The organism is Streptomyces sp. NPDC051243 (assembly GCF_044455405.1).
In the GTDB taxonomy this organism is placed as follows: Bacteria; Actinomycetota; Actinomycetes; order Streptomycetales; family Streptomycetaceae; genus Streptomyces.
The window spans coordinates 304,068-329,150 of sequence record NZ_JBITES010000004.1 but is presented as its reverse complement, the minus strand read 5'-3'; the positions used below and the strand labels follow the sequence as shown (position 1 = coordinate 329,150).

The 25,083-nt window shown below is 70.5% G+C and carries 21 protein-coding genes and 1 pseudogene; 10 read left to right on the top strand and 12 right to left on the bottom strand.

Features of this window, described 5'->3' with window-relative positions; translation table 11 throughout:
• Positions 1–38: 38 nt before the first annotated feature.
• The 3 genes from ACIBAG_RS12075 (at position 39) to ACIBAG_RS12065 (ending at position 2,303) form a co-directional block, all read left to right on the top strand.
• Positions 39–995, top strand: coding sequence for a TIGR03557 family F420-dependent LLM class oxidoreductase (locus ACIBAG_RS12075; RefSeq protein WP_399103864.1), 957 nt, complete (start codon positions 39–41; stop codon positions 993–995).
• A 25-nt stretch (positions 996–1,020) separates the two neighbouring features.
• Positions 1,021–1,611: a cysteine hydrolase family protein gene (locus tag ACIBAG_RS12070; protein ID WP_399103862.1), complete on the top strand. Its 591-nt coding sequence runs from the start codon at positions 1,021–1,023 to the stop codon at positions 1,609–1,611.
• Between the two features lie 122 nt (positions 1,612–1,733).
• Entirely contained in the window at positions 1,734–2,303 is a 570-nt protein-coding gene (locus ACIBAG_RS12065) for a DinB family protein (RefSeq protein ID WP_399103860.1), read from the top strand.
• Between the two features lie 79 nt (positions 2,304–2,382).
• Here the strand turns inward: ACIBAG_RS12065 and ACIBAG_RS12060 are convergent, their stop codons facing one another.
• Positions 2,383–3,402, bottom strand: a complete 1,020-nt coding sequence (locus ACIBAG_RS12060; RefSeq protein WP_399103858.1) for an MASE1 domain-containing protein — start codon at positions 3,400–3,402, stop codon at positions 2,383–2,385.
• Positions 3,403–3,544: 142 nt separating this feature from the next.
• Positions 3,545–4,423, bottom strand: coding sequence for a PP2C family protein-serine/threonine phosphatase (locus ACIBAG_RS12055; RefSeq protein ID WP_399103856.1), 879 nt, complete (start codon positions 4,421–4,423; stop codon positions 3,545–3,547).
• Positions 4,424–4,694: 271 nt separating this feature from the next.
• On the opposite strand from ACIBAG_RS12055, the gene ACIBAG_RS12050 reads away from it, so the two are divergent.
• Positions 4,695–5,276 carry a tellurite resistance TerB family protein gene (locus ACIBAG_RS12050; protein WP_399103854.1) on the top strand — a complete coding sequence of 194 codons (582 nt, stop codon included), beginning with the start codon at positions 4,695–4,697 and terminating at the stop codon, positions 5,274–5,276.
• 10 nt (positions 5,277–5,286) lie between these two features.
• Here ACIBAG_RS12050 and ACIBAG_RS12045 read toward each other — a convergent pair whose 3' ends face one another.
• The 7 genes from ACIBAG_RS12045 to ACIBAG_RS12015 form a co-directional block, all read right to left on the bottom strand.
• Positions 5,287–6,525 carry a sensor histidine kinase gene (locus tag ACIBAG_RS12045; protein WP_399104503.1) on the bottom strand — a complete coding sequence of 413 codons (1,239 nt, stop codon included), beginning with the start codon at positions 6,523–6,525 and terminating at the stop codon, positions 5,287–5,289.
• Positions 6,526–6,640: 115 nt separating this feature from the next.
• Positions 6,641–8,860: an MMPL family transporter gene (locus ACIBAG_RS12040; protein ID WP_399103852.1), complete on the bottom strand. Its 2,220-nt coding sequence runs from the start codon at positions 8,858–8,860 to the stop codon at positions 6,641–6,643.
• A gap of 261 nt (positions 8,861–9,121) precedes the next feature.
• Positions 9,122–10,426 (bottom strand): VWA-like domain-containing protein, encoded by a 1,305-nt coding sequence (locus ACIBAG_RS12035; protein ID WP_399103850.1) that lies wholly within the window; start codon positions 10,424–10,426, stop codon positions 9,122–9,124.
• Positions 10,423–11,682, bottom strand: a complete 1,260-nt coding sequence (locus ACIBAG_RS12030) for an AAA family ATPase (RefSeq protein WP_399103848.1) — start codon at positions 11,680–11,682, stop codon at positions 10,423–10,425. Before ACIBAG_RS12030 ends, ACIBAG_RS12035 begins: the two co-directional genes overlap by 4 nt.
• Before the next feature lie 92 nt (positions 11,683–11,774).
• A complete protein-coding gene (locus ACIBAG_RS12025) occupies positions 11,775–13,205 on the bottom strand; it encodes a hypothetical protein (protein ID WP_399104501.1) in 1,431 nt (476 codons plus the stop codon).
• A 267-nt stretch (positions 13,206–13,472) separates the two neighbouring features.
• The gene (locus tag ACIBAG_RS12020; protein WP_399103846.1) at positions 13,473–15,038 is read right to left on the bottom strand and encodes a right-handed parallel beta-helix repeat-containing protein; all 1,566 of its coding nucleotides are present in this window, start codon (positions 15,036–15,038) and stop codon (positions 13,473–13,475) included.
• 632 nt (positions 15,039–15,670) lie between these two features.
• The gene (locus ACIBAG_RS12015; RefSeq protein ID WP_399103844.1) at positions 15,671–15,793 is read right to left on the bottom strand and encodes a hypothetical protein; all 123 of its coding nucleotides are present in this window, start codon (positions 15,791–15,793) and stop codon (positions 15,671–15,673) included.
• Positions 15,794–15,878: 85 nt separating this feature from the next.
• On the opposite strand from ACIBAG_RS12015, the gene ACIBAG_RS12010 reads away from it, so the two are divergent.
• Positions 15,879–16,496 carry an expansin EXLX1 family cellulose-binding protein gene (locus ACIBAG_RS12010; RefSeq protein WP_399103842.1) on the top strand — a complete coding sequence of 206 codons (618 nt, stop codon included), beginning with the start codon at positions 15,879–15,881 and terminating at the stop codon, positions 16,494–16,496.
• A gap of 102 nt (positions 16,497–16,598) precedes the next feature.
• Here ACIBAG_RS12010 and ACIBAG_RS12005 read toward each other — a convergent pair.
• Positions 16,599–16,841, bottom strand: a pseudogene (locus ACIBAG_RS12005) (DNA-binding protein); the annotation flags it as partial.
• A 469-nt stretch (positions 16,842–17,310) separates the two neighbouring features.
• Between ACIBAG_RS12005 and ACIBAG_RS12000 the strand changes: the two are divergent.
• The 4 genes from ACIBAG_RS12000 (at position 17,311) to ACIBAG_RS11985 (ending at position 22,710) form a co-directional block, all read left to right on the top strand.
• Positions 17,311–21,423 carry a CHAT domain-containing protein gene (locus ACIBAG_RS12000; RefSeq protein ID WP_399103840.1) on the top strand — a complete coding sequence of 1,371 codons (4,113 nt, stop codon included), beginning with the start codon at positions 17,311–17,313 and terminating at the stop codon, positions 21,421–21,423.
• Positions 21,420–21,797: a hypothetical protein gene (locus ACIBAG_RS11995; protein WP_399103838.1), complete on the top strand. Its 378-nt coding sequence runs from the start codon at positions 21,420–21,422 to the stop codon at positions 21,795–21,797. Before ACIBAG_RS12000 ends, ACIBAG_RS11995 begins: the two co-directional genes overlap by 4 nt.
• A 188-nt stretch (positions 21,798–21,985) precedes the next feature.
• The gene (locus ACIBAG_RS11990; RefSeq protein ID WP_399103836.1) at positions 21,986–22,228 is read left to right on the top strand and encodes a hypothetical protein; all 243 of its coding nucleotides are present in this window, start codon (positions 21,986–21,988) and stop codon (positions 22,226–22,228) included.
• Positions 22,229–22,338: 110 nt separating this feature from the next.
• Entirely contained in the window at positions 22,339–22,710 is a 372-nt protein-coding gene (locus ACIBAG_RS11985) for a hypothetical protein (RefSeq protein ID WP_399103834.1), read from the top strand.
• Between the two features lie 107 nt (positions 22,711–22,817).
• Here ACIBAG_RS11985 and ACIBAG_RS11980 read toward each other — a convergent pair whose 3' ends face one another.
• Positions 22,818–23,510: a hypothetical protein gene (locus ACIBAG_RS11980; RefSeq protein WP_399103832.1), complete on the bottom strand. Its 693-nt coding sequence runs from the start codon at positions 23,508–23,510 to the stop codon at positions 22,818–22,820.
• A 109-nt stretch (positions 23,511–23,619) separates the two neighbouring features.
• Positions 23,620–23,832 carry a DUF4287 domain-containing protein gene (locus ACIBAG_RS11975; RefSeq protein WP_399103830.1) on the bottom strand — a complete coding sequence of 71 codons (213 nt, stop codon included), beginning with the start codon at positions 23,830–23,832 and terminating at the stop codon, positions 23,620–23,622.
• Positions 23,833–24,120: 288 nt separating this feature from the next.
• On the opposite strand from ACIBAG_RS11975, the gene ACIBAG_RS11970 reads away from it, so the two are divergent.
• On the top strand, positions 24,121–24,933 hold the full coding sequence (locus tag ACIBAG_RS11970; RefSeq protein WP_399103828.1) for a hypothetical protein: 813 nt from the start codon (positions 24,121–24,123) through the stop codon (positions 24,931–24,933).
• The last annotated feature ends 150 nt before the right edge of the window (positions 24,934–25,083 follow it).

Here is a 25,083-nt window from a genome sequence, read left to right as displayed (position 1 = left end):
CCGGAACCCTCACGACGCGCCTCACCTGGGAGCACGCGATGCCCGACTTCGGATACTTCCTGTCGTCCGAGGAACACGGCCCGGCGGAACTCGTCGATCAGGCCCGCATGGCCGAGCAGGCAGGCTTCGACTCACTCTGGATCTCGGACCACTACCACCCGTGGAACGACAACCAGGGCCAGAGTCCGTTCGTGTGGACGGTGATCGGCGCCCTGTCCCAGGCCGTCTCGCTGCCCGTGGAGACGGCCGTGACCTGCCCCATCCTGCGCACCCACCCCGCGGTGATCGCCCAGGCGGCCGCCACCGCCGCCGCCACGCTGGGCGGCCGGTTCCGGCTGGGCGTCGGCACCGGCGAGGCCCTGAACGAGCACATCCTGGGCACCCACTGGCCCGAGGCGCCCGTACGCCTGGAAATGCTGGAGGAGGCGCTCCAGGTCATGCGGAAGCTGTTCACCGGGGAGCAGATCAGCCACCACGGCAAGCACTACACCGTGGAGAACGCCCGCCTCTACACCCTGCCGGACGAGCCGGTGCACATCGATGTCTCCGCCTTCGGCCCGCAGGCCGCCGAGGTCGCGGCCCGCATCGGCGACGGGCTGATCACGACGATGCCCGACACCACCCTGGTCGAGCGCTTCCGCCGCGCCGGCGGCACCACCAAGCCGGTGTACGGAGGGACCAAGGTGTGCTGGGGCGCGGACCGGCAGGAGGCCCGGCGCACCGCGCACCGCCTGTGGGCGAACGAGCAACTGCCCGGCGAACTGGCCCAGATCCTGCCCACTCCCGCCCACTTCGAGCAGGCCTCCGAGCTGGTCACGGAGGACCAGGTGGCGTCCGCGGTGCCGTGCGGCGACGATCCGGACGAGCACATCGAGGCCCTGTCCGCGTTCGTCGAGGCGGGGTTCGACACGGTGTACGTCAGCCAGATCGGCAAGGACCAGCAGGGCTTCTTCGACTTCTACCGCACGAAGATCCTGCCGCAACTGCGTGCCTGAGAACCCTGGACGGACGGCGCGGACCATGGACCGGCGGAACGGACCGAGGGGGCCGGCTCTGGTCGTGATCGACATGATCAACACCTACGACCACGAGGACGCCGACCTGCTCCTGCCGTCCGCCCGACGCGTCGTACCGGTCCTGGCGGAGCTGATCGGCCGGGCCCGCGAGGCGGAGGTTCCGGTGATCTACGCGAACGACAACTTCGGACTGTGGCGCTCCCACCACGGAGAACTCGTGGAAACCGCGCTGGCCCGCACGCACGCCGACCTCATCGAGCCGATACGTCCCGACGACGAGTCGCTCTTCGTGGTGAAGGCCCGCCATTCCGTCTTCTACGAGACGCCCCTGTCCTACCTCCTGTGGCGACTGGACGTCGGACACGTGGTGCTGACCGGCCAGGTCACCGAGCAGTGCATCCTCTACTCCGCCCTGGACGCGCACATCCGCCACCTGGAGGTCACCGTGCCCGAGGACGCGGTCGCCTCGATCCACCCCCAGCTGGCGTCCGCCGCACTGGAGATGATGCGGCGCAACATGGGCGCCCGGATCGTCACGGCGAAGGAGATCGACTTCACCCGCCCCTTCCCCGGCCCGCCCGTCGCGGCTCACTGATCCCGAGCGGGGACGCGCGGGACCGAGCCGTAGCGGCGGGCACGGCGGAGTCGATCCGGTCGGCGGCCGCCTCCGTCGCGATGCGCAAACTCACTGGCGGGCACGGGCGTTCGCGGACGAGCATGGAGCGCATGACCGACCGACCCGCACGATGGAGCCAGGCGACCGTCTACCCCGACATGTGGGCCGACCCGGACGACGACCCACGCAACAGCGACGGGGTCAGCCCGGACGGCGAACTCGCCACGCTGCAGGACTTCCTGACCAACTACCGCATGACGCTGCGGATGAAGTGCGAGGGCCTGGACCCGGAGCAGCTGGCCCGCCGCTCGGTCCCGCCGTCGACGATGTCGCTGCTCGGCCTGATCCGGCACCTCGCCGAGGTGGAACGGGACTGGCGCAACTGGATCACCGAAGGTGACCCGCTGCCACAGCTGTACGGCGGGCCCGACGGCGACTTCGACGGAGCCGTCGCCGATCAGAGCGTGGTCGACGCCGCGTACGCCGACCTGGAGCGCGAGCAGACGGCGACCGACGCCGCGCTGGCCGAACACCCGGACCTCGGCGAGCGGCTCGGCAAGGACGGCTTCGCGGTGCGGGAGTTGTTGGTGCACCGGATCGAGGAGTACGCCCGTCACTGCGGGCACGCCGACCTGTTGCGCGAGTGCGTGGACGGACGGGTGGGCCAGTAGGGCCCCCGAGCGTGATCCAGCGGGGGAACGACGACCAAGCCCTCCAGCACGGCGCCGCCCGCAACCCGGCCGTGGTCGTTCAGCGCTCACGCTCCCCCGGCCGGGGCGGCGTCCACCGGTGCAGGGTCTCCTCCGGCGCGAGCCGGGACAGGGCTTCGGTCAGGCGCTCGCAGACCCGCTCGATCTCCCTCAGGGTGCGGTTGCGCTCGGTGATGATCGCCGAGAGCAGCAGGGCGGTCAGGGACACGGTGCCGTTGAAGGCCTGCAGGATGACCATCTGGGCGAGGAGATCCTGCCCGGAGAAGGGACCCGACCCCCTCGCCCCCGCGTCGATGGCGATCATCGAGGCGATGAGCACGCAGGGGGCGGCGCCGGCCAGCTGGAAACGGAAGGCGGCCCAGATCAGGCAGGGCACGACGAGGAAGAGCAGGTTGAGCGAGCTGTGCGTGGCCACGAGGGAGACCGCCGCCGTGCCGCCGAGCAGGGCCACCGCCTCGGCCCAGCGCCACGCGGACACCCCCCGCGGCCACCGGGCCTCGCGCGCGGCCAGCAGGAGCGGCGCCACGACCAGGACGCCCATCGCGTCGCCCGTCCACCACACCGACCAGGTGGGCCAGAAGTCGTCGCCGGCCAGCGCCTCGGAGGCCACCAGCACTCCGGTGCCGACCGTCGCGCTGAGCACCATGCCGCCCAGGGCGCCGAGGAAGACCAGTGCCAGGGCGTCCTGGAGCCGGTCGAGAGCGGTACGGAAGCCCACCCGCCGCAGGAGCAGGCAGGCGCACACCGGCGCCAGCGTGTTGCCGGCGGTGATGGCGAGCACGGGGAGGATCGACGGGCCGAGCGTCACGTTCACCGCGAACGCGCCGAGCGCGACGGCAGGCCACATGCGCAGGCCCCACAGCAGCAGGACGACGAGGGCGATGCCGGTGGGCGGCCAGAACGGCGTGACCTGGCCCCGCACCAGTTCCTGCCGCAGCCCGATCTTCGCGCTGAGGTAGTAGGCGACCACCACGGCGGCGATCCGGAGCCCCTCGGCGGCGTACCGCCGGCGCCGCGCACCGCGTGCCGCGTCGGTCGTCTCCGCCCGCGCGTCGGTCATCTCCGCCTGCCCGGGCGGCGGTGCCGGGCGGGACGGGCCTCAAGGACGCCCGTGAGACCGCGCATGCCGCCTACACCATGCTTGCCGCGTACACCGCGCATGCCGCGTACACCGCGCTTGCCGAGTGCACCGCGCATCCCGCTCACCCCTCGCCCTGCCGCCGCCGCTGCTTCTGCGGCCGCCGCTGATGTCGCCCCTGCCCGGGAAGCTCGCCGTGACGGAGAACGAGGACCGCGGCATCGTCGCTGTGGCCGGTGGCGTCCGCCACCTTGATGATCTGCGCGGCCAGCTCGTCCGGGTCACTGCGGCAGGCCGCGCCCGCCAGCGCGGCCACCCGCTCCAGCCCTTCCTCGATCGGGTAGCTGGGCCCCTCCACCAACCCGTCGGTGACCAGCACGAACACGCCGACGTCGGTCAGCGCCCGGCGGGTCGACGGATAGCTCTCGCCGGCCTGGACGCCCAGCGGCAGACCGCCCTCGTTCAGCACGATGTCGCAGCGGCCGCCGTCCGTGGCCCAGACGGCCGGGACATGCCCGGCGCGGGCGTCGGCGAGTTCGTTGGTGACCGGGTCGAAGCGCAGGAACGAGCAGGTCACGAAGAGGCCGGAGTCCATGTCGACGAGCAGGTCGTTGGTCCGTCGGAGCACCTCCGCCGGGTCCGTGGTGGCGGTCGCGACGGCCCGCAGACAGGTGCGCACCTGCCCCATCATGGCCGCGGCCTCGACGTCGTGCCCCTGCACGTCCCCGATCGCGAACCCGACCGAGCCGTCCGGCATCCGGAACCCGTCGTACCAGTCGCCCCCGATGTCCAGCCCGGCTCGCGCGGGCGCGTACCGTCCCGCCGCCCGCAGACCCGGCAGGACCGGCAGCTCGGCCGCGAGGACCTGGCGCTGCAGCGCGACGGCGAGCTCGACGCGGGCCTGCTGGAACTTGATCCGGTCCAGTATCCGGCCGGTCAGGTCGCCGAGCGTCTGGAGCAGATCTCCGGTGCCGCCGGGTGCGCCGGTACGAGGGTGGGGCATGGCATCACACTCCGGGTTTCTTCGGAGTTGCGCCATTCAGGCGCTTTTACGGTACCCCTGTGCGCCCGGGCCCCGCACACGGCCCGGCAGCTCGGCCGCCCTGGCTCGGCCACCCGGCTCGGCCACCCGGGCTCGGCCACCCGGGCTCGGCCACCCGGGCTCGGCCGGGCACTTGGTGGGAACTTCACGGGGTAGGGGGGAGTTGTCAGAGGGACGCGCGGAACACGCGCCGGTGACCGGAACGACGTGGGCTGAAGCCGAGGTGGCACGGATGGCGATGTGGGATCGGATCAAGGACCAGGCCAAGGGTCTGCAGCAGCAGGCACAGGGCATGCGCGGCGCGGGCGGACACGGTGCGGGCGGGCATGGCGCCGGCGGGTTCGGCCGGCCGGGTTCGGGATCCTCCGGGGGCTCGAAGGCGCAGCTGGTGAGCGCGCTCAAGTCCCAGCTCACCTCCCTCAAGACGGAGCTGAAGAGCGGTGCCTACCGTGACGCCAGCATGGCCATGTGCGCCCTGGTCGCCGCCGCCGACGGGCATGTCGACCCGGCCGAGCGGCAGCACGTGGAGTCGCTGATCCTGAACAACGACGTCCTGCAGAACTTCCCGTCCGAACAGCTGCGCCAGCGCTTCAACAAACACGTCGACCAGCTGTCGTACAACTTCCAGCAGGGCAAGGCGGAGGCCCTCCAGGAGATCGCCAAGGCGGCCAAGAAGCCGACGGAGGCCAGGGCTGTCGTCCAGACCGGCTTCGTCGTCGCGGGCGCGGACGGCTACGTCGCCCCGGCCGAGGAGCAGGTCCTGCGCGAGGCGTGCTCGGCGCTGGGCCTGTCCCCGCAGGAGTTCGGTCTCTGAGGCCCGCTTCTCACGGCGCCGCCGCCTCCCCCGCGCCGTACGGCTGGAGCGGCAGTGCGGTGCTGACCTCGAAGCCGCCCTCGGGGCGGTGACCGGCACACAGCTCCCCGCCGACGGAACGGGCGCGCTCGCGCATGCCCATGACCCCGAAGCCCCTGCTGTGCCCGGTCCCGGCATCCCCGTGGACCGCGGCACCGTCGTTGCTGACCGTGATCATCAGACGCGTTCCGGCGTACTCGATCCGTACGTGCGCGACCTGGGTCGCGGCGTGCTTGGCGACGTTGGTGAGCGCCTCCTGGACGATCCGGAACGCGGTCAGGTCGATCCCCGGCGACAGGGGCTGCGGCTCCCCTTCGGTGGTGACCGTGACCTCGAGTCCGGCGGACGCGCACGCCGAGACCAGCTCCGGCAGCCGGGCGAGCCCCGGCGACGGCTCCAGCGGCGCGGAGTCCGGGTCGCCGCTGTGCCGCAGCAGCCCCAGCGTGGCCTTCAGCTCGCGCAGCGCGGAGGACGTGGTGCCGGTCAGGTCGGTGAGGATCGTCTTGGTCTGCTCCGGGCTGGTCAGCGCCAGATGGGCGGCCGTGCCGGCCTGGGCGTTGGCAAGCGCGAGGTGGTGGGCGACGACGTCGTGCAGCTCACGGGCGATCCGCATCCGCTCCTCGGTGACCCGCAGCCGCGCCTCCTCCTCCCGGGTACGCTCGGCGTGCTCGGCGCGGGCCTGCACGGCCGTCAGATAGGCGCGCCGCAGCCGGGTCATGTTGCCGGCGGCCAGCGGCAGCAGCAGCCAGAAGAACGGGCCGATCGTCCTGAGCAGCACCGACACATGTTCCATGGAGTCGGAGATCGCCGCCGCGACGGTCACCGCCAGCATGGTGGCGAGGCCGTACACACGGGTGGTCCCGCGCTCGCTCTGGGTGGCCAGCCAGTAGAGGGCCGCCATGACGGGTGCCAGCAGCAGCGGTGTGAGCAGGTAGCCCAGCGCGATCACGACCACGGTGCAGGCCGCGTTCACGACGAGGACGGCGCGCGGGTGGCTGCGGTGCTTCAGCAGGGCGAGGCAGGCCACGCCCATGAGGACGGCGGCCGTCTTGTCCTGGTCCGGCGGGGTGGCGCCGGGCAGGGTGAGTTCGCTGCCGAGGGTCGCGCAGCCCATCAGCGCCGCGGCCAATACCAGGTCGACGGCGAAGGGGCGGCGGTGCGAGAACTCCTCGAGGCGGTCCGCGTAGCGCCGCTCCGGGCTGGTGTTCATCGTGCTCTCCGGGGGGTGGGCCGGTTCCATGGTGGACGCCTCCGGCTGCGAACGGCGGACGGGACCGCCCGTGTCCTTCGTCACGGGCGGTCCCTGTGGGGGGCGGGCGGTCGGATCAGGTACGTGCCACTTCCAGCCCCGCCGCCGTATCGGCCGCGTCCGTCTCCGGCGCCGCCTCCGCCCGCCGGCTGAGCGCCTCGCCCTCCACGTCGACCCGGGGCAGGATCCGGTCCAGCCACTTCGGCAGCCACCAGGCCTTGCCGCCGAGCAGGGCGAGCACGGCGGGCACGATCGCCATCCGTACGACGAAGGCGTCCAGGAGTACGGCCGCCGCGAGCCCGAACCCGATCATCTTGATCATGGAGTCGCTCTCACCGATGAACCCGGCGAACACCGCGATCATGATCAGCGCGGCCGCGACGACGACCCGGGCGCTGTGCCGGAAACCGGACGTGACCGCCTGGCGGGGCGACTCCCCGTGGACGTACGCCTCCCGCATCCGCGAGACGAGGAAGACCTCGTAGTCCATGGCGAGCCCGAAGACGATGCCCACCAGGAAGATCGGCATCAGGCTCATGATCGGCCCGGTCTGCTCCACGCCCAGCAGCTCCGCGCCGTGCCCCTGCTGGAAGACCACGACGACCGCGCCGAGAGAGGCCAGCACCGACAGCAGGAACCCGAGGGCGGCCTTGAGCGGCACGAGCAGCGACCGGAAGACGACCAGCAGCAGCACGACCGCCAGCCCCACCACCACGATCAGATAAGGAACCAGCGCGGCCTGCACCTTGTCGGAGATGTCGATGTTCAGCGCGGTGGTGCCGGTGACCTCGAAGGTCGCCCCGGTCTCGGCTTCCACCCCCGGACGCTCGTCCCGGATGGCGGTCACCAGCTCCTTGGTCTTCTCGTCGGTCGGCGCGGTGGACGGCACCACGGAGAAGACGGCGGTGTCACCCGCGTCGTTGAACCGGGCGGGAGACACGGACACGATCCCCTTCGTCTCCCCGATCCTCTCGGAGACGGCCGTGACGGCACCCTTCGGATCCGCGTCCCCCTTGACGTCCACGACGACGGTCAGCGGCCCGTTGAACCCGGGCCCGAACGCCTCGGCGAGCGCGTCGTAGGCCCGCCGCTCGGTGGTGGAGGTCGACTTGGCCTCGTCGCCGGGCATGCCCAGCTGCAGCTCGGTCATCGGCACGGCGAGCGCCCCGAGCCCGACGACGCCGAGGAGCAGCACGGGCAGGGGCCGGCGCAGCACGAACCGCGCCCAGCGGGTGCCGCCGTTGGTGTCACCGGTTTCCTCGATACGACCGCTCTTGCGGGCCTTCCGCGACAGCACGGCGTTCGGCCAGAAGCCGAGGAAGGCAGGCACCAGAGTCAGCGCGATGAGCACGGCGACCACGACCGCGCCCGCCGCCGCCAGCCCCATCTTCGTGAGCATCGGAATGCCGACGACCGAGAGCCCGGCGAGCGCGATGACGACGGTGAGCCCGGCGAAGACGACGGCCGATCCGGCCGTACCGACGGCCATCCCGGCCGCCTCCTGCGGCGTACGGCCCTTGCCGCGCTCCTCGCGATAGCGCGAGACGACGAACAGGGCGTAGTCGATACCGACCGCGAGGCCCAGCATCATGGCGAGGGTGCCGGTGGTGGTGGACAGACCGAGGGCGTCGGACAGCGCCAGGATGGTCGCCATGCTGACGCCGACGCCGATCACCGCGGTCAGCAGCGGCAACCCGGCGGCGGCGAGGGAGCCGAAGGTGACCAGGAGCACCACAGCGGCGATCGCGACGCCGATCACCTCGGCCGTCCCGCCCGCACCCGCACCGTCGTCCATCGCGGTGCCGCCCGCCTCGACGGTCAGCCCGGAGTCCCGGGCGTCGCCGAGGGCCTTCGCCAGCTGGGACTTGCTGGCGTCGGTGAGGTCGTTGGCGGCGACCTTGTAGGTGACGGTCGCGTACGCGGTCCTACCGTCCTCGCTGACCGCCTTCGCCCGGAACGGATCCACGACGGACGCCACCTGCGGGCCGTCGCCCAGCTCGGCCACGGCCTCCTCGACGGCCTTCTTGTTCTCGACGGCGGTCACCTTCTCACCGCCCGGCGCGACGAACACGACCCGCGCGGTGGCGCCGTCGGCCGTCGCCCCCGGGAAGCGCTCCTCCATCAGGTCGAACGCCCTCTGCGACTCGATGCCCGGCATGGAGAACTCCTCGTCGGAGGCTCCCGGAGCCTTCAGGGCACCCAGACCGACGGCGGCCAGCACGGCCGCCCAGACCAGGGCGACGTACCAACGCCGCCGAAAGGCCAGACGGCCCACGCGATAAAGGAAAGTAGCCACGACAGGGGTCTCCGCATCTGGGACTCGAACGTGATCCCAGGCTGTCGGGAGCGGGGCTGCCGCGTCGTCGTGCGGGTGCCGACAATCCGCCGTACTGAGAACGCAGTACGGGGCGGTGGGGATGTCAGTCGGCGGGACTACGGGTGGGGGCGCGCAGGAGGAGACATGAGGACGGAGGAGGAGACATGAGGACGGAAGAGGAGACGGCAGCCCCGGCTGGTGAGCCGTTGTCGGTGAACGGCGCGGTCGGCCGCCCCGATCTCACCGCCCCGTACCGCCGCCCGTCCCGATCTCGACCACACGGGCCCACGCCGGCGGCGAGTCCGGCACGTACTCGGGATCGTTCTCGTCCCACGACCCGGTCTCCCACTGCCGTGGGAACAGCCCCACGACCGTCCGGCACGGCGGTTGTGTGCTCGGCCACGGTGTCTGGCCGTCCGTCAGGGCGACGACGACATCTGGTCTCGGCCGCGCCCGCAGCGCCCTGGCGAAGCCCGCGCGCAGATCCGTACCCCCGCCTCCCACCAGCGGTATCCCCTCGGCACGGCACAGCCGGTGCACACCCCCGGCCGCCGCGTCGCACGGCACGACACTGACCAGATCCCGCCGCCCGCCCACCGCACGGGAGATCGCGGCGACCTCCAGCAAAGCGCTGCCCAGTTCGGCGTCGCTGACCGAGCCGGAGGTGTCGACGACGACACTGACGCGGGGCGGCCTGCGCCGCAGGCTCGGCAGGACGGCGCCCGGTACAGAGGCGGAGCGGCGCGAGGGGCGGCCGTACGTGTAGTCCTCACCGGCACCCGGCCCCGAGGCCGCCGAGCGGACCGCGGCCCCCAGCAACTCCCGCCAGGGCTGCGGCGGATGGAAGACCTCCTCCGCCCACCGCCGCCAACCGGCCGACGCGCTGCCCGGCCGCCCGGCGATGCCCTGCGCCACCCGGAACCGGACGGCGTCCCGTTCCTGCGCGCTGAGCCCGTGCGCGCCGTCCGCACCCAGATCCCACTCCCGCTCCAGCCCGTCGGCGCCGCTGCCGCAGTCCAGCCAGGCCAGATCCTGTGTGCGCGGCCCGAGCCGGAACTGTCGCAGGTAGTCCTCCATCAGCTCGCCGTCCCGCAGCATCAGCGTCCGTGGCTCGACGGCGCCCTCGGGCCGGGCAAGCCCCTCCCCGTACACGTCGTCGTTGATCTCGCAGTCCGCGGCGATGTTCATCCGCAGCCGCTCCCCCGGACCGGTCAGCCCGCGATCCCGCGCCACGCGATCACTGCGCCCGTGATGGTCCCGCAGCAGATGCGACACCTCGTGCACCCACACCCCGGCCAGCTCCTCCACCGGCATACGGTCCACGAAGGCGGGCGAGACGTAGCACCGCCAGTACCGGTCGACGGCCATCGTCGGCACGTGCCGAGACTCCACGACGTGCAGCGCGAACAGGGCGGTGGCCAGGTAGGGACGGACCCGGGCGGCGTGGAGGCGGGCGGCGAAGAGCTTGTCGCGGTCGAGGGGGCGGGGTGCGGTTTCCGGGGGCTGGGGTGCTCCTTCCGGAACCCCGGATGTGCCGGCGCTCATCGCCCCGCCCTCGCGGCGACGGCCGCCGTACGGTCCGCCGCCTGATCCGCTCGCCGGGACAGTCCCACCACGCCTGCGAGCTGCTCGATCGACGCCGGAACGTCCCAGTCCTCCTGCCGCAGCGAGGCGAGCGTGGACGCCGGAACGACGACCAGATCCGGAGCCCCGCCCTCCAGGGCCCGTACCAGCAGCGCCCAAGCCGCGTCCCATCGCGCCTTCTCGGGACGCGCCCGTACCGCCTCCACCACCCCGTCGAGCACGGCCTGCCGCAGATCCCCCCGCTCGGGCAGCACGGCACCGGCCGGATCGGCGAGCAGCAGCTCGGGATCCGGCAGGTCCATCCGGTCCACACTCGCCAGCAGCTCCAGCCCCGGCCCGTCCCCCACGGTGCCCCTGACCAGCAGCGAGAGCACGTCCCGCGAGGACCCGGCGGCGGTGGCGAAGGCGACGAGCCGCTGCGTCATCTCCCAACTCCGGGGAGAGGGCCACGGCCCACCGCGCCGCGTCTCACCGCTGGGCAGCCGGTGCACGAGCCCCGGCCGCCCGGAGAGCAGCCCGCAGACCGCACGCCGGGCGAACTCCACGGCCTGGGCCAGCTTCTCCGGGTCCAGCCGCGGCAGGGTGGCCCGTGGCCAGGTCCCGCCGAGTCCCCGTACGACGACCTCGTGGTCGTGGGCCCACTGCAGATGCACGAACCGGTTGGCGAGCGGCGCGCTCAGCTCCCAGCCGTCGGCCGCCGAGGACCGCGGGTTGGCAGCGGCCACGATCCGCACCCCGGGCGGCAGCCGCAACGCCCCGACCCTCCGCTCCAGCACGAGCCGCAACAGCGCGGCCTGCACGGCCGGCGGCGCGGTGGACAGCTCGTCCAGGAAGAGCAGTCCCCGCCCGGCCTTGACCAGCCGTACGGCCCAGTCGGGCGGGGCCATCGGAACGCCCTGCTCCGCCGGGTCGTCCCCGACGACGGGCAGCCCCGAGAAGTCGGACGGCTCATGGACACTGGCGATCACCGTGGTCAGGGGGAGTTCCAGGGCGGCGGCGAGCTGCGTGAGGGCAGCGGTCTTGCCGATCCCCGGCTCACCCCAGAGAAGAACGGGCAGATCGGCGGCGACGGCCAGGGTGAGGGCCTCCAGTTGGGTGTCGGGGCGGGGTTCGGTGGTGGTGTCGTGGAGGAGGGCCAACAGGTCGGCGGCGATGTCGAGTTGGGAGGGGGCGGGGTGGTGGTTCGCGGGGTGGTGGTTCCGGGTGTTTGTAGGCATATGGGTCACCTGTGGGGTTGAGGGGGACGGCAAGGTCCCTGTGGCAGTGGGAAGTTGTATGACGCGGGTCGGCAAGTGCCGTGCGGCGCAGGTCAGAAGAAGGCCTTGTCGCGCCGGGCGTCGTAGGCGGCACGGCGCGGCTCGGTCCGCATCGCGTTACGCGGATGCGCCCGGTACCCAGGTGGCCGGTCGGCCCGCTCGTCGTACCGAACCCGCACCGGCCCCGGCCCGATCAACCCGGCCCTGAACAGCCCGTAGGTGATCCGCTGCCGAGCCGCCGCCTCCAGTTCGTCCCGCAACGCACCGTCCCGCAGCACCGCGTCGGGCCCCAGCAGCCCCTCGACGACGGCCAGCGCCCCGGCGATGTCGCCGTGGTCGAGGCGCGCGCGAACGTCGGGCAGACAGTCCGGTCGGCGGTGCGCCTCGTCGATGGCCTGCAGGCAGGGCAGCGGCGTTCCGGTCAGCGCGGCCAGCAGTTCCTCCCGCCGGACCTCTTCCGGATCGTGGTCCAACGGGGCCAGTACGCCGTCGACGAGCCCGATCCGATGCCGTGCTCCCCGGCACTCGACAAGGCGTGGCCGCACAGCCGGGTCCGAGACCGGGGACGGCCCCGGTGCAGGCGAAGACCCAGGCGAAGACCCAGGCGCAGGCGAGTGGTCCGGTACGAGGGCGGAGGCGACCAACGGATGCAGCCGACCGGCGTCGATGAGCCCCGTGCGGAGCAACTCCAGGTCGGGAAGCACCCAGGTGGCGGCGTCGGGGAGGACGGGCAGAGCGGAGTCACGGCCCCGGGAGGACGCGGCGATCCGCAGCGCGGGCGAGCCGTCACTGCGTTCCGCCCCTTCCCTCACCTCCAGAACCAGCCGATGCCGTCCCCCCAACCGCACGAGCACAGCACCGCCACCGGACAGCCCCTCGGCGTGCAACAGCGTCCGCGCCTCGTCGGCCCACCGGTCAACGGCACAGCGGCGTCCGTACGGCAGGCTCCCCGCCGGCCCCGGGCCGAGCGCGACCTGATCACCGACGGAGCTCTCGAACCCTCCGGCCCGCAACCGCAGCTCACCGGCCCGGGTGGCATCCCACAGATGCCGGTGCAGATCGAGCCGGAACCGCCGATTGGGCCGGGGATGGGGGTAGGGGTGGGCATCCCCACCCCCGCCCCCGCTCCCGTCCCGGGCCCGGTCCCACAGGGCGAGGCTGATCCGCTGACCGGCGTCGGCCCACGCGGGCGGAGTCCGCACCACGAGATGCAGCGGCTGCCGACCCTCCCGCGCCCCGGTGCCGTACGTGGCCAGCGTGAGAGTCAGCCCCGGCCGCAGCAGGCCGTCGGGAGCGATCCTCGGCATGTGCCAGCGCAGCAGGTCGGGAGCGAGATGCCGTAGATCGGAGCGGACCTGACCGGCGACTTCGCCGCCGTAATCACGCCTCACGGAACGCAGATCGAGATCGACATCGAAACCGGCGGCGGCACAGGCCCCCGCCCAGTCTCCCGCCAGCCGACGGGCGCCAGCGGCCTCGATCATGGCGGCCGGCACGGCGAACGCGCGCACACCCGGCCAGAAGGAAGGCAGAGAAGACAAAGAAGGCGAGGAAGGCGAGGAAGGCGAGAAAGGCAACGAAGAACGTTGCGAGAGCCGGGATTCCCCGTACGCGGTCTGAGTGCCCATCAGCACTCACCTTGCGCGGACGGGACCCCCAATCTGTCAACAGAATGAGTCGTCATCGCGGGCGAGCGTAACGCCACTCGCCCGCGATGTGCCAGGGAATTTCCGCCGGCCACCGGGCCGTGGCTACAGGGCCGCGGCCTCCTCGGTGGTCAGGAAGCGCAGGTTCCGCACGTACTCGTTGACGAACATGGGCACGCCGTCGGAGGCCAGGTACCACCTCGGCTTGCCCGTGCTGTCGGCGATCACCCGGCCGTTGACGCGCAGGTTCTCGAAGGTGATGTCCTTGATGAGACGGTCCTCGCCGAGGCCGGCGATGATCGAGAGGTCGGCGTTCTTGCCGTTGTAGGTCAGGTCCTTGATGTAGACGTTCTCGATGCCGCGACCGGCCGCCAGGTTCCACTTCGGGTTGTTGGTAAGCCGCATGTGGACGAGCTGGCCCCAACGGAAGTCCTCGACACGGATGTCGTCGAACTTCACGTCCCGCACGAGGTTGTTGTCGCCGACCATGAAGGCGATGGCGCCCTGGTAGAGGACCTGCGGCTCGCGGTGGTCGAGGATGTCGATGTTCTCGAAGTGGAGGTTCTCCAGCACCTCGGGCGCGTCCGGGTCGGCGTTGCCGTGGATGCCGATGTTGATCGGGTGGGCGACGTCGGCCCACAGGGAGCAGTTCTTGACGGTGATGTTGCGGGTGTCGCCGTAGAAGTCCCAGCGGTGGGTGTAGAGGGCGATGCAGTCGTCGGAGGTGCGCAGGAAGCAGCCGTCGACCGTGACGTTCTCGGAGCAGTAGAGCTGGATGCCGTCACCCCAGCCCTGGTGGCTGAAGGCGCGCACATTCCTGATCCTCAGGTTCTCGGACTCGGCGACCCGGATGTTCTCGTAGCGGGGGTTGAGGATCGTGATCCCGTCGAAGGTGACGTTCTGGCACTTGCGCACGAAGACCGCGCCGACGGCGGAGTTGTAGAGCACGCCGCGCCCGATCAGCCGGGAGTTCTCCACGTTCTCGAAGACGACCTGGGAGGTGAGAACGGCGCCCGGGGCGAGGTAGACGGTGGTGTTGCTCGGCACGCGCAGCGTCCGGTCGGGGTGGGTGTGCAGCCCGGGCCCGAAGTACATGACGTTCTTGTCGCCCTCGGCGGGCGGGTTCTGCTCGACCGGGTTGGCGAGCAGGTGCAGACAGTCGAAGACCTTGTCGTCGACCTGGACGACGACGTTGCGGGGCCGGTCCAGGGTGAAGCGTGCGGTGCTGCCGAGCACCTCCGGGGTGATGCCGTACGAGTCCGGCCGGATCCGGAACTTCCCCACGCCGCCCGGGTTGTAGGTGACCTCGACCTCGACGTTGCCGGAGAAGTCGAAGGCGGCGAAGGAGGAGTTCTGCGGCCTGTTGCTGCCGGTGACGGGATCGATCAGGGGCAGCTTGGCCAGGTGGACGCCGACTCTCTGCCAACTGCCGCCCGGGGTCCGGACCTTGACGGTGAAGGCGTTGTTGACCGGGACGGAGGGAAGCGCGGGGTGGATGACAACGATGTCCCCGATGGCTTCGTCCGTAGAGGCGGTACCGGTGGCCGCACTGCCGGTGGCCGCACTGCCGGTGGCGGCGCTCGCCGTACCGGCGACGCTGCTCGCCAGACCGGCGGCCGCGAGGACGCTGGCGGCCTGGAGGGTGGATCGGCGGGAGAGGGGTGAGGTCATGTCGGCTCCTCGGTGCATTGTTGGCAACCGGTTGTTAGCAGGCTTGGGTGGCGGGTGGGTGACTGCTGTGCCGCTGCCGTGCCGCTTACCAGTGGCCGGTTAACAGCTGGTCGGCGGGAAGTTGGTACGGATACGAGCGGGCTGATCCTGTGACTGGACGGAAGCCGGGGTCAAGAGGAATGACCAGTTTTCGAAACTATGGGGAGATAAACTCGGGCGCCTTAGGACAACCGGTTGCCGCCAATCCCTGAGGCAAACGCACCGGTTCGGCCTTCATGGACCGAACGACCGTCGGGACCGCTTTCGAAACCGACCTCACCGCGGAAGGGCGCCCGCCGAAAGTACGCCGGCCGAACCCCGGCAACCTTTTCGGCTCCGGCGACCACCGATACGTGTGAGGCCCCCTGCCGGGACCCCACCGGAACCCGTCCGTGCTCCGCGTCCGCCGAACCACGTAAGGACTCACCCGTGGCATCCCCTTCTCACCGCCGGCACTCCCGCAACCGGCGCGCCCACGACCGGCACTCCCGCAAGTGGCGCGCAGCGCTCGTCCCCGCTGTGGCCATGGCGGCCGTGGCACTGGCGGCATCCCTGCTCATGGCCCTGCGCCCGGAAGGAGAGCCCACCGCCGCTCAGGCCACGCCCACCCCCGCGGCCGACACACGGTCGGCGACCCCACGGAAGCCGTCGAGCCCGCCCCCGACGCGAAAGCCGAAGCCGCCCACGTCCTCCACGCCCACCACACCCCCTGCCAAGCGCACACCCCAGCCGCGAACGACCCCCACCAAGGCAGGCTCACCAGCGAAGACGACACCCCAACCGGCATCAGGTGCGGCCCCCTTGGCAGGCCGCATTCGCCCCAACGTCACCTACGACGGAGTCGCCACCTTCTACGACGCCGGAAACGGCAACGGCGCCTGCCTGTTCGGCCCGACCGACGACGTCCTGACCGCGGCGATGAACCACACCGACTACGAGACCTCCCAGGCATGCGGGGCGTACATACGCGTCACGGCCGCATCGGGCGCCTCCATCACGGTCCGCATCACCAACGAATGCCCCCTCCCCTGCGCCCCCGGCCAACTCGACCTCAGCGCCGAGGCGTTCGCCAAACTGGCCACTCCGTCGGCCGGCCAGATCCCCATCACCTGGACCCTGCTGAGCCCGACCACCTCGGACACGATCTCGATCCGCTACAAGACAGGCTCCAGCCGCTACTGGTGCGGCATCCAGGCAGTGGGCCACCGCAATCCGTTGGCCCGCCTGGAGGTTCGCGACGGCACCACTTGGCGCCGGTTGCCGCGCACGGAGTACAACTACTTCCTCTCCGAGCAGGGGAAGGGGTGCGGGGGTGACATCCGGCTCACCGACATTTACGGGGAGACACTGACGGTTGAGGGGGTGGCGGTGCGGCCGGATGTGTTGCAGGGGACGGGGACGCAGTTCAAGGTGCACTGAGAGGGGCCCGGGCCGGGATCTTTCACTGCCGCCGGAGATCATCCCTTCTCGGCCCTTCTCAGCCCTTCTCAGACTTCTCAGCCCTTCTCGGCCCTTCTCAGACTTCTCCGCCTCGACGCGCGGATGATCGGCAGTGAGCCGACCGATGTCTTCCACGTCGGAGGTCGGAGTCGTCACTCGACCCGCATGCTGCAGGGCGGTGGCACGGAGCATGGCGCCAATCGCCTACTTGTGGCCGTGCAGGTCGGCGGCGCGCAGCAGGCCGGCGGCGGACTGTGCGATCGCCTGCGTGACCGGCTCGACCCGCAGCCGGGACAGCGTCCATCGCAGGGCGTCGTCGTCGATCTACGGCCTTAGAACAGCGCTACCGCACGGGGGCCCAGCTCCACCCGGACGTGACTGCGGAATGGGTGAGCAGCGCGTCGATCAACTCGCCCGGCGCACCAGGCGCCTTCACCGCGCGACGTCTGCCAGTCGCCACCGCCTCCCTCTGAACCGGGCACGGGGCGTCGTCCGGGTACTCGACGGGCCCCAGCCAGTAACGAAGATGTGCAGCGCGGCGCCGAGACCATAGACGTCGGCTTTCTGCGTCGGCCCAGCCTGTCCGGTGGCGAGAAACGCCGCCCGCGGTCTCCGGTGCCCCGTAGTGGACGAGGCTGCCGCGGAACGGATCCGATCGGGTGGCTGCGCCGTCATACGAACCCTGGAATGGTGGCGGTCAGCGACGCTAATATGACGCATGGTTACCGGGCTGGTTGTGGACTCCCACGGGTTTGAGCTGGTCGTTGGTGGCCAGCGCATCGGTCCCCGTCGGATGTTGAAGACCTCTGACGTCGAGCTGCTCACTGCCACCGCTGCCCAGTATGTGGCTGCCGTACGTAGCGGCTCCAAGGACCAGGCGCTTCTCGCGGTGGGACGCGAGTTGTACCGGTGGCTCGACGGCGACCTCGGCCAGTTGACGCGCCTGCTCGATGAGGCGTCGGCACCGCTGGTGTTCGAGGTCCGAGGGCCGGGGCGACCGTCCGCAGCGGCGTGGGCGCTGCTGCGAGCCCCATACGAGCTGCTGGCAGCCCCCGAGGACGGATTCCTCGCCGACGAGGAGCCGAAGCTGTTCGCCGTGGCGCGTCGGCTCGGTCACCCGAGCGCGGCGCAGGCCCTGGACGGGTACCGGCTCGGCGTGGCGTTCATGGCCTCGGCGCCCCGCGGCCAGCATGAGCTGGACTTCGAAGCCGAGGAGATGGCCATCCTCAACGCCGTCGGGGAGACGAGCCTTGATCTCGTTGTCGAGGACTCCGGCAATCCCGAGCATCTTGGCCTGCGTCTGTCCGAGCTCGGTGGGATGCCGGTGGTTCATCTGTCGTGTCACGGACTGCACAACTGGCGCCCGGGGCCCGACAGGCCCGCCACTCCCGTCCTGCTGATGGAAGATGATCTCGGGGAAGGGTGTCCGACGAGCGCGGACGCGCTGGTGGGCCTGTTGACTCCTCGCCCGCGGCTGGCGTTCGTGTCGGCCTGCCTGACCGCCACCGGTGCCGACGCAGCCGGGCATATTCCTGCCGGCGCCGGCCACCGCGGTGTTCTGACAGCCGAGCCCAGCGTGGGGGTGGCGCACTCAATGGCCACCAGGCTGGTGGCCGCCGGGATTCCCGCGGTCATCGGCTGGGACGGCTCGGTCAGCGACCGGGCCGCCACGCTTTTCGCCGAACACTTGTACCGGCAGCTCAGCCGTCGTGTGGAGGTGGCCGAGGCCGTCGCCGGCGCCCGCCGCCGCCTGCTGGCCTGTTCCGATGCACGCCTGCGCGCCGACTGGCACTTGGCGCGGCTGTGGCTGGGGCCGGCTGGTGGCGGCCCGCTGGTCGCGGGAACCCGCAAACGCCAGATGGTGCCCCCGCACCATGTGACCAAGACGTTCCTGGACCGCAAGCACCAGCTGCCGGTCGCGGCGGCGGAGATGTTCGTCGGCCGCCGCCCGGAAATGCAGCACACCCTGCGAGCCCTTCGCGGCGGGCAGAAGGCCGGGGTCCTGCTCCACGGTCAGGGCCGGTTAGGCAAGTCGAGCCTGGCCGCCCGGGTCGCCGATCGTCACCCCAACCGGGCCGTCGCGGTCGTGTTCGGCGACTACACCCCGACGGCGATCCTCGACGCCATCGCTGACGCCGTCGCCTCCAACCCCGCCGCCCGCACCCTCATCGAAGAGAGGCGCGCCGAGGTCCGCGAACAGCCTGACCGCCTCAAACCGCTACTGACTGATCTGCTGGCCGGACCGTGCGCCCAGGAACTCGACGACGTTCGCAAACCCCTCCTGCTGATCATCGACGATCTCGAACAGATCCTGATCGCCGACCCTGAGAGCCCGCACCGGCTCGACCCCGGGCACGCCACCGTGCTCGCCGACGTGCTCTCCGCGTTCGACCCCGCCATCACCGACAGTCGACTGCTTGTCACCAGCCGCTACACATTCACTCTCGACGGACTGGAGGCCCGGCTGGAACCGGTCCAACTGCAGCCACTGTCGTCGGCGGCCCAGCTCAAGCTCCAACGCCGTCAGCAGGACCTCGCCCCGGCCGGGTACCGGACCCAGCGCGCCGACCTGGCCCAGCGGGCTCTGGACGTCAGTTGCGGCAACCCTGGGCTGCAGGACCTCATCGGGCTGCGTCTGGTCTACAGCAACCAGGTCGACCAGGCCCGCGCCGAGGCCGCCGTCGCCGGTATGGAGGCCTACCTTCACCAGGGTGACATGTCTCCCGACAACTCCGACATCGGCGAGTTCCTGGAAAACCTGGCTCTCGACGCCCTCCTCGACCAGGCCGGGCCCGCCCACCGCGACCTATTGAAGGCCTGCACCCTGTTCACCGTCCCGGTCCCGCAACCCGTCGTCGACGTCCTCGCCGGGGCTGTCGGCGGATCGGCGTCTCGCCTGTGCGGCCTCGGGCTCCTTGACGCCTTCCCCGACCAGTACCGCAGCGCCGTCCCGGCCTTGGCCGTCAACGCCCTCGCGGCCGGACGCCTTGCCCCTCTCACCCCCGAAGAGCGGGCCGCCCTCGCCACCGTGGCCGCCGAACCGCTGTACGCCCAGTGGGGCGGTGCCACACCTCAACCCGCCCGCGGCCGTGACCTGGACCTGCAGCTGACCCAACTGGCCCTGGACGCCGACGACCCGACCATCACCGCCGACTGCGCCGCCGCGGCCGTGTCCGCCCTGCGGCAAGGACCGGCATCCATCGCCGCCGAGCTCGGCCATCACGCGATCAGCCTCCTCGATCGCCACAACCACGAGGTTCCCGTCACCCTGCTGCGGGCCGTCGCCGCCGCGGCTGTCACCAGCGGCGACGGCGACAATGCCGACACCCTGCTCCACCGCGCCGTCCAGCAGGCCCGGGCCAGCGACCGGCAGACCGACCCGGCCGGCCACGCCGCACTCCTCTACGACCACGCCAGCCGCCTGATCACCCGCGGCGAGGTCGGCCAGGCCGAGGACCTGCTCCAGCAGGCCCGCCAACTGTTCACCGACGCCGGTGACACTCGCTCGGTCGCGGTCACCTGGGGAAAGATCGCCGAGATCTTGCAGCAGCGGGGCGAGATCGACGAGGCATTGCGGATCCGCCGCGAGGTTGAACTGCCGGTGTTCGAGCGGCTCGGTGACCCTCGCGAGGTCGCGGTCACCTGGGGCGACATCGCCGACATGTTGGAGCAGCGGGGCGAGATCGACGAGGCATTGCGGATCCGCCGCGAGATCACCCTCCCGGTGTTCGAGCGGCTCGGCGACCCTCGCGAGGTCGCGGTCGCCTGGGGAAAGATCGCCGACATCTTGGAGCAGCGGGGCGAGGTCGACGAGGCGTTGCGGATCCGCCGCGAGGTTGAACTGCCGGCGTACGAGCGGCTCGGTGACACTCGCTCGGTCGCGGTCACCTGGGGAAAGATCGCCGACATCCTGCAGCAGCGGGGCGAGATCAACGAGGCGTTGCGGATCCGCCGCGAGGTCACCCTGCCGGCGTACGAGCGGCTCGGTGACACTCGCTCGGTCGCGGTCACCTGGGGAAGGATCGCCGACATCCTGCAGCAGCGAGGCGAGACCGACGAGGCGTTGCGAATCCGCCGCGAGGTCACCCTGCCCGTGTTCGAGCGGCTCGGTAACCCTCGCTCGGTCGCGGTCACCTGGGGCCAGATCGCCGACATCTTGCACCAGCGGGGCGAGACCGACGAGGCGTTGCGAATCCGCCGCGAGGTTGAACTGCCAGTGTACGAGCGGATCAGTGACACTCGCTCGGTCGCGGTCACCTGGGGCCAGATCTCCGACAGCTTGCACCAGCGGGGCGAGACCGACGAGGCGTTGCGGATCCGCCGCGAGGTCACCCTGCCGGCATACGAGCGGCTCGGTGACACTCGCTCGGTCGCGGTCTCCTGGGGAAAGATCGCCGACATCTTGCACCAGCGGGGCGAGATCGACGAGGCATTGCGGATCCGCCGCGAGATCACCCTGCCCGTGTTCGAGCGGCTCGGCGACCCTCGCTCGGTCGCGGTCACCTGGGGCCAGATCGCCGACATCTTGCGCCAGCGGGGCGAGGTCGACGAGGCCCTCGAACTTCAGCTCAAGCGTTTGGAAGTCAATGAGCAGCTCGGCGACATGGACGGCATCGCGGCAGCCAATTGGGACCTTGCTCAAATCGATCTGCATCGCCGAGATCTCGACGCGGCGGTGCCGAGGCTGGTCACGTCGTTTCAGCTCTTTCTAAGGCTTCAACGACCGGATGGCATAGCGGTCGTCGGGACTACCTTGGGGCAACTTCTGCTGGCCGCGGGTGAACGCGGACAAGCCCGACTGGTGTTTCAGGCGAGCCGAGCCGCCGCCGCCAAGGTCGGATTACTGGACGCTGTTGACCGGCTTGACGAGCTACTGAAGGCCACTGGTGACGGAAACGAGGAATGATGATCATCGAATTTGTCGGAGCGGACGTAGAAGCCGCCGGGAAGAGCGTCACCGAGTTGACCTCGAGCTGGGGCTACCAACCCGAGCCTGCTCCGACAGCGGAACCGGCACACGGTGCGGACACCAAAGGCGTCGATCCCGTCGCGGTGGCGTCCCTGGTCGTGTCCATTCCATCGGCCATGCTCGCGGTCGCGGACATCGCCGACCGTATCCGCAAACGGCGCCGCGCCGGCGAGCTCATCGAGCGCGCCCAACAGCTCAGGGCGCAGCAGGCGACGGCACGACTCGTGTGCGAAGACCGCTCCGTCGACCTTGCAACTCTCACCCCCGACCAGCTTCTGGACCTCATCGCGGACGAGCATTCAGCAACCTGAACCCAGGGAACGCGGCCAGACGGCCAGGATCCGGCCCGCTCGGCCCGGCGGCGCTGACCGCAGGTCAAGATCAGACCAAGACCCGGCGCCCCAATGCCCCTGACCAGGGCGAAGTCCAACCGGCGCGGGCCCATCGCGATGCGATGAAACGAGGGGGACGCACATGTCGATATCGAGATCTGCCCTGCATGCCACCGCGGCCGGCGTCGCCGCTGCCCGTCGCGTTGGCGGCGGTCGCCCCGGACGCTGACGCTCCGCAGATTGTCGAGGCGGGGGGCGACGAGCGACTGGGAGCGCTGCGGCAGAACCCCACCACTCAGCGGCTCGTCGAGGCGATGTACCCGGGCGGCGAGGCAGCCCAGGCCGCGGCGCTGGCCAAGCTCGAACCGAACGGACGCCAGCCGGACGCAGGGAGGCTGAACACCGCCTGAGGAGCGGATCAAGCTGCTCATCGGCATCTTCGGCGAGGTCACCGGCATCTCAGCAGTCGCCGCCTCGTGCGGCTGAGTTGCCAAGGCATTGTGCGAAAGGACATTGACCCATGGAAATCGCGTTCAAAGCATCGTTCATGCTCGCCACGGCGGTCGAGGTCGTCCTCGTCGCCATGCTGGTCCTCCAGATCTGGCGGCAGCACCGCCACGGGAGCACCCGATCCCTGGTGTTCACCGGGGGCGACGCACTCATCGGCGCCGCGCTGTTCGGTGGCACGATGACGGTCACGGCGCTGGTCGCCCATGGGTGGAGCAGCGCCTCGACGATGGACACTCTGCTGTACGCGGTGACGTTCGGCATCGTCACGGCCGGACTCGCGACTTACCTGCGACGAGGAGACGGAGTGCGCCCCGCGCAGGTGCGTATCGCCTTCGTCATTCCGGTGGGGTTCGGTGTACTGGCAGGGCTGGCCTGCGTCTGATACGAAGCCCGGCATTCAGGCCTGGGCCATCGGGGGAGAGGTGACCTCTCTCCACGAAAACGGTGGTCGGCGCTCTGGGTCCGGTGGAGGCGACGAGAGGGACATGCTCATCGTCGTAGTGCGGTGCTGATCTCCCGAAGGCGCCCCTCGGGCAGTGCGAAGGCGTTGGAGGGGTTTCGGTAGGAGTGCCCGCCGTCGTTGATCCAGACGCCTTCTGCCGGCCTCCAATGAGCATTGGCCCATTGCCCCTGGTTCTTCAGGAGGATCCTTGCCACGTCCGCGGGATCCTCGATCCAGGTGAGAGCGGCGAGTGCGGTGGTGAGGGCAGCGGCTGCGTCGTCGGGGAGGTGCGCGTCGCCGAGTGTGGGGAAGAGCAGCAGGAGACGGGCGTCGGCGTCGCCAACTCCCCCTGTTGTCGGCTGTTGAGCAGCGAACAGCAGTTCCGGCCAGGCCATGCCGGGTCCCATGAAGTGGCCGTCGTCTACGGCGAGAATTTCCGCTTCGGGCCAAGTCGGGTGGTGGATCAGGTAGTCCACTCCTCGGTCGCCCTCGTAGTTGCGGTAGACGACGTGGATGGTGTGGCCGGAGCGCAGGGGCACGTTGAAGACCGGCCACTCATGCTCGGCGGACAGAACGCGAAGCAGCTCTACGGCCGCGTCCCAGTCGGCACCGAACGCGGCTCGTTGCGCCTCCTCCCCGCGCAGGCAGGCGCCGAGGTGCAGAGGCCAGAACAGCGGATTGTCCAGGTGGGCGTTGCCCTCGACCAGAGGGACGTCTTCGTATCCGGGAATCTTGAGCACGCGAGGATAGTGGCATGCGGGACTGACACAGCTTCGGGTTCGAAGCGCGGCACCCCCGTCGTTGAGGTAGTGCGCTCGGGCCGGCCCGAGCGCTCCCATGGGTGACAGTTCAGTTGCCGGGCCCCTCGGCGAGGGTGTGTGCGACGAGGGCGTTGGCGTGACCGTGGCCCAGCCCGTGCTCGGCCTTGAGCCAGTTCACCAGCTCCATGTGCTTGGTGAGAGGTGAGGAGCGGATGAGGTCCTTCCACTCCGCGATCGGGCGACCGTACTTCTTCTCGATGGAAGGAAAGTAGCTGGCAGGGCCCTTCTCGGTGGCAGTCATGTCAATCGTCCTGTCTGTCCGTTGCGTTGGTTGCTTCGGTGTCGTCGCTGGTATGACCGAGCCGAGTCAACGAAGTCATCGGTCGATGAGGGTCTTTCTGCGTCCTCAGGCCGAAATCCTCTCCCGGGCGCGCAAGTTGGCCAGCCGACGATCATTCAACCAACCCGAGGAGAAGCCGAAGTTAAGTGTTGGACCGGGTCACTACTGACGCACAACCCCCCATCCGCCTCCCCTGTCGTTGCAGGTGACGTCACCACCCAATTCATCAAGCGTGGGGGAAACCACACCATGCGCATACGCGCCACTGTCGCCACCTTGGCCACCGCCACCGCCGCCGCCCTCAGCGCCGCCGCGCTGGCCGTCTCCGCTCTCGCCGTCCCGGCCGCCGGGGTCGAGCAGGACGACTCGCCCACGACCTTCAGAGACATCGAGGTCAACGAGAACCGCGACTACACCGTTGTCGTCCCGGCCGCACGGAAGGTCCGGTTCCTGGTCTCCGCGATCGTCAGTGACCCGTCCGGCGTCGAGAGCGTGTCGTTCGAGCTGTGGCACGGAGCGAGCCGGGAGGAAGCCGACGGGCGGATGGCGCAGGTCGGGTTCGACCGCTGCGTGAAGATCAACGAGATCGAGTCCAAGTGCGAGGCCGTCGTGGTCGCCGACCCGTACGACAACCTCCGCAGCAACGCCCTCGCGGGTGTCTGGACCGTGGGCGCCGTGGCCGTCGACGGCGCGGGCAACGTCACCCGCGAGTACGACAACCCGTGGCTGGCACGCATCAAGCGCCAGACCCACCTGTCCCAGGCCGACGCCACCCCGGAGCCGGTGAAGAAGGGCCAGGACGTCACGGTCAGGGCCCGGATGATCGTCGGCAGCTGGGAGCAGCACAGGGACGTGCCCCTCATCGGGCATCAGGTGCTGCTCCAGTTCCGCAAGGGCACGAGCGGTCCCTTCACCACGCTGAAGAAGGTCAAGACCGACCGCAACGGCTGGGCCACGGCGACCGTGCCGGCGACAGTGGACGGGCAGTACCGCTACGACTTCGCGGGCACGTCCCTCACTCAGGCCAGGTCCGGACGGGCTGACTTCGTCGACGTGAAGTGAAGTCCGGACGACGGCTGATGTGAGCGGGGAGGGGGGAGTGTTGGGAGTACCCCTCGTCAGTCGAACGCGTCTCGGGGGGGCTCAGCCCACACTGAAGGGGCGGCGCCGGAATCCTCCGGTGCCGCCCCTTTCGGTTTTCTGTCTACCGAA

What these genes read in the sequence shown, in the direction of transcription:
- ACIBAG_RS12075 (WP_399103864.1), top strand. Translation starts at nt 39, where the DNA reads ATGCCCGACTTCGGATACTTCCTGTCGTCCGAGGAACACGGCCCGGCG.
- ACIBAG_RS12070 (WP_399103862.1), top strand. Translation starts at nt 1,021, where the DNA reads ATGGACCGGCGGAACGGACCGAGGGGGCCGGCTCTGGTCGTGATCGAC.
- ACIBAG_RS12065 (WP_399103860.1), top strand. Translation starts at nt 1,734, where the DNA reads ATGGAGCGCATGACCGACCGACCCGCACGATGGAGCCAGGCGACCGTC.
- ACIBAG_RS12060 (WP_399103858.1), bottom strand. Translation starts at nt 3,402, where the DNA reads ATGACCGACGCGCGGGCGGAGACGACCGACGCGGCACGCGGTGCGCGG.
- ACIBAG_RS12055 (WP_399103856.1), bottom strand. Translation starts at nt 4,423, where the DNA reads ATGCCCCACCCTCGTACCGGCGCACCCGGCGGCACCGGAGATCTGCTC.
- ACIBAG_RS12050 (WP_399103854.1), top strand. Translation starts at nt 4,695, where the DNA reads ATGGCGATGTGGGATCGGATCAAGGACCAGGCCAAGGGTCTGCAGCAG.
- ACIBAG_RS12045 (WP_399104503.1), bottom strand. Translation starts at nt 6,525, where the DNA reads ATGAACACCAGCCCGGAGCGGCGCTACGCGGACCGCCTCGAGGAGTTC.
- ACIBAG_RS12035 (WP_399103850.1), bottom strand. Translation starts at nt 10,426, where the DNA reads ATGAGCGCCGGCACATCCGGGGTTCCGGAAGGAGCACCCCAGCCCCCG.
- ACIBAG_RS12030 (WP_399103848.1), bottom strand. Translation starts at nt 11,682, where the DNA reads ATGCCTACAAACACCCGGAACCACCACCCCGCGAACCACCACCCCGCC.
- ACIBAG_RS12025 (WP_399104501.1), bottom strand. Translation starts at nt 13,205, where the DNA reads ATGATCGAGGCCGCTGGCGCCCGTCGGCTGGCGGGAGACTGGGCGGGG.
- ACIBAG_RS12020 (WP_399103846.1), bottom strand. Translation starts at nt 15,038, where the DNA reads ATGACCTCACCCCTCTCCCGCCGATCCACCCTCCAGGCCGCCAGCGTC.
- ACIBAG_RS12000 (WP_399103840.1), top strand. Translation starts at nt 17,311, where the DNA reads ATGTTGAAGACCTCTGACGTCGAGCTGCTCACTGCCACCGCTGCCCAG.
- ACIBAG_RS11995 (WP_399103838.1), top strand. Translation starts at nt 21,420, where the DNA reads ATGATGATCATCGAATTTGTCGGAGCGGACGTAGAAGCCGCCGGGAAG.
- ACIBAG_RS11990 (WP_399103836.1), top strand. Translation starts at nt 21,986, where the DNA reads ATGCCACCGCGGCCGGCGTCGCCGCTGCCCGTCGCGTTGGCGGCGGTC.
- ACIBAG_RS11985 (WP_399103834.1), top strand. Translation starts at nt 22,339, where the DNA reads ATGGAAATCGCGTTCAAAGCATCGTTCATGCTCGCCACGGCGGTCGAG.
- ACIBAG_RS11975 (WP_399103830.1), bottom strand. Translation starts at nt 23,832, where the DNA reads ATGACTGCCACCGAGAAGGGCCCTGCCAGCTACTTTCCTTCCATCGAG.
- ACIBAG_RS11970 (WP_399103828.1), top strand. Translation starts at nt 24,121, where the DNA reads ATGCGCATACGCGCCACTGTCGCCACCTTGGCCACCGCCACCGCCGCC.